Source organism: Streptomyces sp. NPDC005202 (genome assembly GCF_040608235.1).
Classification (GTDB): Bacteria; Actinomycetota; Actinomycetes; order Streptomycetales; family Streptomycetaceae; genus Streptomyces.
This window is the reverse complement of record NZ_JBEXHW010000001.1, coordinates 140040-147411: the sequence shown is the minus strand read 5'-3', so window position 1 is coordinate 147411 and position 7372 is coordinate 140040. Positions and strand designations below refer to the sequence as shown.

The 7372-nt window shown below is 71.2% G+C and carries 5 protein-coding genes; 3 read left to right on the top strand and 2 right to left on the bottom strand.

Annotated elements, in window-relative coordinates:
* Positions 1-151 precede the first annotated feature (151 nt).
* Positions 152-1768, top strand: coding sequence for a CDP-alcohol phosphatidyltransferase (locus ABZV31_RS00650; RefSeq protein WP_355887528.1), 1617 nt, complete (start codon positions 152-154; stop codon positions 1766-1768).
* Positions 1769-1799: 31 nt separating this feature from the next.
* Here the strand turns inward: ABZV31_RS00650 and dusB are convergent, their stop codons facing one another.
* Positions 1800-2951: a tRNA dihydrouridine synthase DusB gene (gene dusB, locus ABZV31_RS00645; RefSeq protein WP_355886200.1), complete on the bottom strand. Its 1152-nt coding sequence runs from the start codon at positions 2949-2951 to the stop codon at positions 1800-1802.
* A gap of 116 nt (positions 2952-3067) precedes the next feature.
* On the opposite strand from dusB, the gene ABZV31_RS00640 reads away from it, so the two are divergent.
* Positions 3068-4513, top strand: coding sequence for an MFS transporter (locus ABZV31_RS00640; protein ID WP_355886198.1), 1446 nt, complete (start codon positions 3068-3070; stop codon positions 4511-4513).
* 54 nt (positions 4514-4567) lie between these two features.
* Here the strand turns inward: ABZV31_RS00640 and ABZV31_RS00635 are convergent, their stop codons facing one another.
* Positions 4568-5461, bottom strand: a complete 894-nt coding sequence (locus ABZV31_RS00635; protein ID WP_355886195.1) for a helix-turn-helix transcriptional regulator — start codon at positions 5459-5461, stop codon at positions 4568-4570.
* A gap of 188 nt (positions 5462-5649) precedes the next feature.
* On the opposite strand from ABZV31_RS00635, the gene ABZV31_RS00630 reads away from it, so the two are divergent.
* On the top strand, positions 5650-7044 hold the full coding sequence (locus ABZV31_RS00630) for an MFS transporter (RefSeq protein WP_355886193.1): 1395 nt from the start codon (positions 5650-5652) through the stop codon (positions 7042-7044).
* The last annotated feature ends 328 nt before the right edge of the window (positions 7045-7372 follow it).

Genomic DNA, 7372 nt, shown 5'->3' with positions numbered 1-7372 from the left:
CGACCAACCGGCAGCCGAACCCGGCAAACCCGCGGCCGAAGACGCCACCCTCGGCCCCACCCCCCGCTTTGGCCTCCGTGCCCTCCGCCTCCCGCCCGTCCGGCAGGCCTACCGTCGCTGGCGGGGCGAGCACCCCGTCGGCGCGCAGGTCATCTCCCTCACGGTGACCCTCCTGGCGCTGGCCCTCGTCGTCGTCGCCCTGCTCCTGCCGAACAAGAGGGAGCAGTTCCAGATCGCGGAGTTCACCCGCATCCCGGTGGAGGCGCTGCTCGGGGCGGCTGTGCTGATCGCGTTGCCGCGCAGGCCACGCCTGGTCGCGGCGGTCCTCGGCGGGCTGGCGCTCGGCGTGCTGACCGTGCTGAACCTGACGGACGTCGGATTCAACGAGTACCTGGGCCGCAGCTTCAACGTGATCCTGGACTGGCAACTGCTGGACGACGCCCAGTCCTACCTCGGGGACACCATGGGCAGGACGACGGCACTGCTCGCCACCGTCGGCGTCATCCTCCTCGTGCTCGTCCTGCTCGCCGTGATGGCACTGGCGGTCGTCCGCGTCGGCACCTTCCTGGGCCGCAACAAGGCCCGCTCGACCCGCGGACTGCTCCTCGTCAGCGCGGCCTGGATGACCTGCGCCACCCTGAACCTTCAGGTCTCCGGCGTCCCGCTGGCCGCCCAGCACACGGTCGCGATGATCAAGTACCGCGAGCAGGCGGTGCGCTCGACGATCCGGGACGAGCGGGAGTTCTCGAAGACGGCGAAGGCCGACGCGTTCGGCAACACCCCGGGCAGCCAGCTCGTGCCCGACCTGCGCGGCAAGGACATGATCTTCACGTTCATCGAGAGTTACGGCCGCAGCGCCATCGAGGACCCGATCATGGCGCCCGGCGTCGACAAGACCCTCGACACCAGCACGCAGGCCCTGGCCAAGGCGGGCTTCCACGCCAAGAGCGGCTGGCTGACGTCGGCGACGTACGGCGGCAGCAGCTGGCTCGGCCACTCCACGTTCATGTCGGGCCTGTGGATCGACAACCAGAACCGCTACCGCACGGTGACCGCCGGCGACCACCTCACCCTCACCGAGGCGTTCAGGAAGACCGGCGCCTGGGACACCGTCGGCATCATGCCGGGCGTGCAGAAGGGCTGGCCGGAGGCGAAGTGGTACGGCCTCGACAAGGTCTACAACGCCTTCCAGATGGGCTACAAGGGGCCGAAGTTCAGCTGGTCGACCATGCCCGACCAGTACGCCCTGCAGGCCTTCCAGCGCCTGGAGCACGGCAAGAAGCACGACAAGCCGCTGACATCGTTGGTCATCCTGACCTCCAGCCACCAGCCCTGGGCACCGATCCCGAAGATGGTCGGCTGGGACCAGCTCGGCGACGGCTCGGTCTTCAAGGGCATCCAGGCGGCCGGCAACAAGCCGGCGGACATCATCACCAGCGCCCCCCGGTCGCGGGAGGAGTACGGCAAGTCGGTCCAGTACTCGGTGACCGCCCTCACCCAGTGGCTGGAGCGCTACGGCAACGACAACACCGTGCTCGTCGTCCTCGGCGACCACCAGCCCATCTCCCGGGTCAGCGGCAACCACGCCAGCCGTGACGTACCGTGCGCGATCGTCGCCAAGGACCCGAAGGTCCTCGACAAGATCGCCGACTGGGGCTGGAGCGACGGCCTGCGCCCCGCGCACAACGCCCCGGTGTGGAAGATGAGCTCCTTCCGCGACCGCTTCCTGACGGCGTACGGCTCGACCCCGCACCCGTCCAAGGGCTGACGCCGCCGAGAGGGCCGCGCCGCGGGCCGGTTCAGCCCCCGGAGGTGTCCAGTTCCGCGTCCTCGGTGACGCCCGCGCAGTCGTACGGGTCCTTCAGCCAGCCGTCCGGCAGCACCACCCGGTTGTTGCCGGACGTACGGCCGCGGGGCCCGTCGGCGCCGACGGGCCAGGGCTGGTCGAGGTCCAGCTCGGCCAGGCCGGCGCGCAGTTCCTCCAGCGAGGAGGTGATCGCGAGCCGCTTGCGCATCTCGGAGCCGACCGCGAAGCCCTTGAGGTACCAAGCGACGTGCTTGCGGAAGTCGATGACGCCCCGCGACTCGTCGCCGATCCACTCGCCGAGCAGGGTCGCGTGCCGGACCATGACGTCCGCGACCTCGCGCAGGGCGGGCCGCCTGAGGTCGTCGTCCCGGCCCTCGAAGGCAGCCACCAAGTCCGCGAACAGCCACGGTCGGCCCAGGCACCCGCGGCCCACGACCACGCCGTCGCAGCCGGTCTCGCGCACCATCCGCACCGCGTCCTCGGCCGACCAGATGTCGCCGTTGCCGAGGACCGGGATCTCCGGCACGTGTTCCTTCAGGCGCGCGATGGCGTCCCAGTCGGCCGTGCCGCCGTAGTGCTGGGCGGCGGTGCGCCCGTGCAGCGCTATGGCCGTCACGCCCTCCTCGACGGCGATCCGGCCGGCGTCGAGGTAGGTGAGGTGGTCGTCGTCGATGCCCTTGCGCATCTTCATCGTGACCGGGAGGTCACCGGCGCCGCTGACCGCCTCGCGCAGGATCGCCCGCAGCAGGTTCCGCTTGTACGGCAGCGCGGAGCCGCCGCCCTTGCGGGTCACCTTCGGCACCGGGCAGCCGAAGTTCAGGTCGATGTGGTCGGCGAGGTCCTCCTCCGCGATCATGCGGACGGCCTTGCCGACGGTCGCCGGGTCGACGCCGTACAGCTGGATCGAGCGCGGCTGCTCGCTCGCGTCGAACCTGATCAGCTGCATGGTCTTGTCGTTGCGCTCGACCAGGGCCCGGGTGGTGATCATCTCGCTGACGAACAGGCCCTTGCCGCCGCTGAGCTCCCGGCACAGGGTGCGGAAGGGCGCGTTGGTGATCCCGGCCATCGGTGCGAGCACAACGGGCGGCTGCACCGTGTGTGGACCGATCTGCAACGGGGACACGGGCGTGGACGGCTTGGACATTGCTCCATTGTCCCGTACGCCGACGGGTACTCGCTTCAACCTGTGGAAACCGCCGACCATGACCATGTATCGGTCATTAGTTAACCGCACTATCGAAATCCACGTACCATGGGCGCATGCCGGAGCTCAGCCACCGACGACGTCTGCTGGTGCTCGCGATCTGCTGCATGAGCCTGCTGATCGTGAGCCTCGACAACACCGTTCTGAACGTCGCCCTGCCGTCGATGCAGCGCGAGCTGCACGCGAGCACATCGGGCCTGCAGTGGACGATCGACGCGTACACGCTGGTGCTGGCCTCGCTGTTGATGCTCGCGGGCTCCACGGCCGACCGGATCGGCCGCAAGCGCGTCTTCATGACGGGCCTGATCGTCTTCGGCATCGGCTCGCTGCTGTGCTCCCTCGCCCCGAATCTGGAGTTGCTGGTCGCGTTCCGCATGGTGCAGGCGGTCGGCGGCTCGATGCTCAACCCGGTCGCCATGTCGATCATCACCAACACCTTCACCGACCCGCGCGAGCGCGCCCGCGCGATCGGCGCGTGGGGCGCCGTGGTCGGCATATCCATGGCCGCCGGGCCACTGGTCGGCGGGCTGCTGGTGGAGTCGGTCGGCTGGCGCTCGATCTTCTGGGTCAACCTGCCGGTGGGCCTCGCCGCGCTCCTGCTCACCCTGCGCTTCGTCCCCGAGTCCCGCGCGCCGAAGGCCCGCCGCCCCGACCCGGTCGGCCAGCTGCTGGTGATCGCCCTGTTCGGTTCCCTGACGTACGCGATCATCGAGGCCCCGGACTCCGGCCTCCCCACGATCCTGCCCTTCGCGGCCGTGGCGCTCGTGGCCCTGCTCGCCCTGCTCCGGTACGAACCGCGCCGCACCGAACCCCTCATCGACCTGCGCTTCTTCCACTCGGCGCCGTTTAGCGGGGCCACGGTGATCGCGATCAGCGCGTTCGCGGCCCTCGGCGGCTTCCTGTTCCTGTCCACGCTGTACCTGCAGAACGTGCGCGGCCTGGACGCCCTGCACGCGGGCCTGTGGATGCTGCCGATGGCGGCGCCGACGTTCCTGTGCGCGCCGCTGTCCGGGCGGCTGGTCGGCAGCCGGGGTCCACGGGTGCCACTGCTGATCGCGGGGGCCGCGATGACGGTGAGCGCGGTGCTGTTCGCGGCCTTCGAGGCCGAGACCTCGGACGTGACGCTCGTCATCGGGTACGTCCTGTTCGGCATCGGCTTCGGCTTCGTCAACGCCCCCATCACCAACACGGCGGTCTCCGGCATGCCGCGCGCCCAGGCGGGTGTCGCCGCGGCGGTCGCCTCGACCAGCCGTCAGCTCGGGCAGACGCTCGGGGTCGCGGTGGTCGGCGCGCTGCTGGCCTCGGGCGTGGGCTCGTCGTCGTACAGGGACGTGTTCGTCTCGGCCTCGCGGCCGGGGTGGTGGGTCCTTGTGGGGTGCGGGGTCGCGGTGCTGGCCCTGGGCGCGATCACCTCCGGTCGGTGGGCCCGGAGGACGGCTGAGCGTACGGCCGAGCGGCTGGAGGCGGCCGAAGTCCGGGAGGCGGCCGGCGTTTCGGCGTAGAGCGGCGTGGGGGCTGGGCGCGGTTCATGCAACCCCCGCGCGCCCGAAGGTGGTTCACCTCGCCAGCGCTATGGCGTGCAGCTTCTCCAGCCGCTCCCTCGACTCCTCGTCCGCCGGTACGTACGTCACCATCCGCGGCCCCTCCTCCGGGCTCAGCCACAGGTCGGTGTGGTCGACGGTGATGCGACCGACGTGGGCGTTGCGGAACTCCTTGCGCTTGGTGCGGGTGCCGACCACCTCGTGCCGTTCCCAGGCCTCGCAGAAGTCCGGGGACTCCGCGCGCAGCCGCTTGAGCAGCATCTTCCAGGCGGGCTCGGCGAGATGCCCGGCCATCGCGGCGCGGAAGCGGGCGGCCATCAGCCGTGTGGTCTCCTCCAGGTGCACGATCGAGGAGCGCCACTCCTCGTGCGTGTACGACAGGATCATGCAGTTGCGGTCCTCGGGCGGTACCACGTCCAGGTCGCACAGCAGCAAGGAGTACGTGCGGTTGTAGGCGAGGATGTCGTACCGGTTGTTCTGCAGGCACGCCGGGATGGGCTCCATCTGCTCCAGGATCGCCCGCAGCGCCGGGGTGACCGAGGGGCACACCGTGGCCGGCGTCGGATCCGTGGCGCCGGCCAGCTGGAAGAGGTGGGCGCGCTCGCTGGGGTCGAGCAGCAGGGTGCGGGCGAGGGCGTCGAGGACCTGGACGGAGACCTGGATGTCCCGGGCCTGTTCGAGCCACGTGTACCAGGTGACGCCGACCGCGGCGAGGTGCGCCACCTCCTCGCGGCGCAGTCCCGGCGTACGGCGCCGACGGCCGTGGGGCAGGCCGACCTGCTCGGGGGCGATGTGCTCGCGGCGGTGACGCAGGAAGGCGGCGAGTTCGTGCCGCCTGATCTCGGCTTCCCGGGTCCGAGGCGCCTGTTGCGGCGCCCGTACCGGCGTCTCCTGGGCCATGGTGGTCATGCCTCCAGCCTGCCGCCACCGGGACCCTGTTTCCAGGTACTCCTTCTACCAGGATAGGAACACTCTGGTACCCGTCTGAGCACAGGCGCAGGCTCGCGAGCGTGACGACCGAAACCACCACTTCACGCACCGTCCTCCCCCAAGCTCTCGAAGAAGCTCTCGAATCCGCTCGAGCAGGGGGGACCCCCATGCCCGCGGCGCCACCCGCGCTCAGCGGTCTCGGACTGTTCACGGTGCTGCTGGCCGCGGCACTGCCCCTCATCGACTTCTTCATCGTGAACGTCGCCCTGCCCACCATGGGCAAGGACCTCCACGCGAGCGAGGCCGTCCTCGAACTCGTCGTCGCCGGGTACGGAGTGGCGTACGCCGCCCTGCTCGTCCTCGGCGGCCGGCTCGGCGACCTGTTCGGCCGGCGCCGCCTCTTCCTGGGCGGCATGGCGGCCTTCGGCCTGACCTCGCTGGCGTGCGGACTCGCACCGGACGCCTGGTCGCTGGTCGCGGCCCGCGTGGCGCAGGGCGCGTCGGCCGCCGCGATGCTGCCGCAGGTGCTCGCCACGATCCAGGCGGCCACGTCGGGCCCCCGCCGTGCCAAGGCGATGGGCCTGTACGGCGCGACCGCCGGTCTGTCCATGGTGGCCGGGCAGATCCTCGGCGGCGTCCTGGTCGCCGCGGACATCGCGGGCACCGGCTGGCGCTCGGTGTTCCTGGTCAACGTGCCGGTCGTGATCGTCGGTCTGGTGCTGGCGGCCCGGGCCGTCCCGGAGACCCGCTCCCAGCACCCGGAGCGGGTGGACGGCCCCGGCACGGTGCTGCTGGCCGTGTCCCTGCTGGCGCTGCTGGCCCCGCTCACCGAGGGCCGGGCGGCGGGCTGGCCTCTGTGGACGTGGCTGTCGCTGGCCGCGTTCCCGGGCGTGGCGGCCGCGTTCTACGCGGTGGAGCGCAGGGCGGACCGGCAGGGCCGTACGCCGCTGGTGCCGCCGAGCCTGTTGGCGCTCACGTCGCTGCGGCGCGGACTGGTCATGATCGTGCCGTTCTCCATCGGCTTCAGCGGCTTCATGTTCGTCATCGCGGTGGCGTTGCAGCGCGGCGCGGGCCTCGGCCCGGTCCCGGCGGGTCTGTCGCTGGCCCCGATGGCCGTCGTCTTCTTCTTCGTCTCGCTCGCCGGGCCGCGGCTGGTCACCCGGTGGGGCACGCGCGTGGTGACGGCGGGCGCGGTCGTCCAGGCGGTGGGCGTGGGCCTGATGGCGCTGGCCGCCTGGCGCGCCTGGCCGGACCTGGGCTTCGGTGAACTGCTCCCCGGGGCGGCCGTCGCCGGCGCGGGCCAGGCGCTCCAACTCCCCATCATCTTCCGGATCATCCTCTCCGAGGTGCCGCCCGCCCGGGCCGGCGTCGGCAGCGGCGTCATGATCACCACCCAGCAGTCGTCGCTGGCGCTGGGCGTGGCCACCCTCGGCACGCTCTTCCTCTCCCTGGTCCCCGGCATGGGCATGCGGGACGCCCTGGTGACGACGCTCCTCGTCCAGTTGGCGGGCGTGGCCCTGACCGGGCTGCTGAGCCTGCGGCTGCCGCGCACGATCGGGTGAGGCGGGGCCGCCGACGGCGCCTCGGCGGCGCGGATCGCCGGTGGGCGCACCTGTGGTCCCGCCCGGCGTCGCCACGAGCTTCCGTCCGAGCTTCCGTGGCCGCGCCGGGCGGGTGGGCGCCGTCGGTCCGTCAGAGGTCGCTGATGTGGACCTTCTTCAGCAACGAGTAACCCGGGAACCCGAAGACCTGTCCCTTGCGGTCGAGGACCTTCGTCCTCTCCATCAGTTCGGCACCTGCCGGGTGACGACCATGTGACCCTGGTCGGGGTCGAGGATCCCGCCGAGCCGGCTGAAGGCGCCGTCGGTCAGGTCGAGGCACTTGGGCTCC

Bases quoted from the DNA above. Each gene is read 5' to 3' on its own strand.
- ABZV31_RS00640 (WP_355886198.1), top strand. From the start codon at position 3,068: ATGCCGGAGCTCAGCCACCGACGACGTCTGCTGGTGCTCGCGATCTGC.
- dusB (WP_355886200.1), bottom strand. From the start codon at position 2,951: ATGTCCAAGCCGTCCACGCCCGTGTCCCCGTTGCAGATCGGTCCACAC.
- ABZV31_RS00635 (WP_355886195.1), bottom strand. From the start codon at position 5,461: ATGACCACCATGGCCCAGGAGACGCCGGTACGGGCGCCGCAACAGGCG.
- ABZV31_RS00630 (WP_355886193.1), top strand. From the start codon at position 5,650: ATGCCCGCGGCGCCACCCGCGCTCAGCGGTCTCGGACTGTTCACGGTG.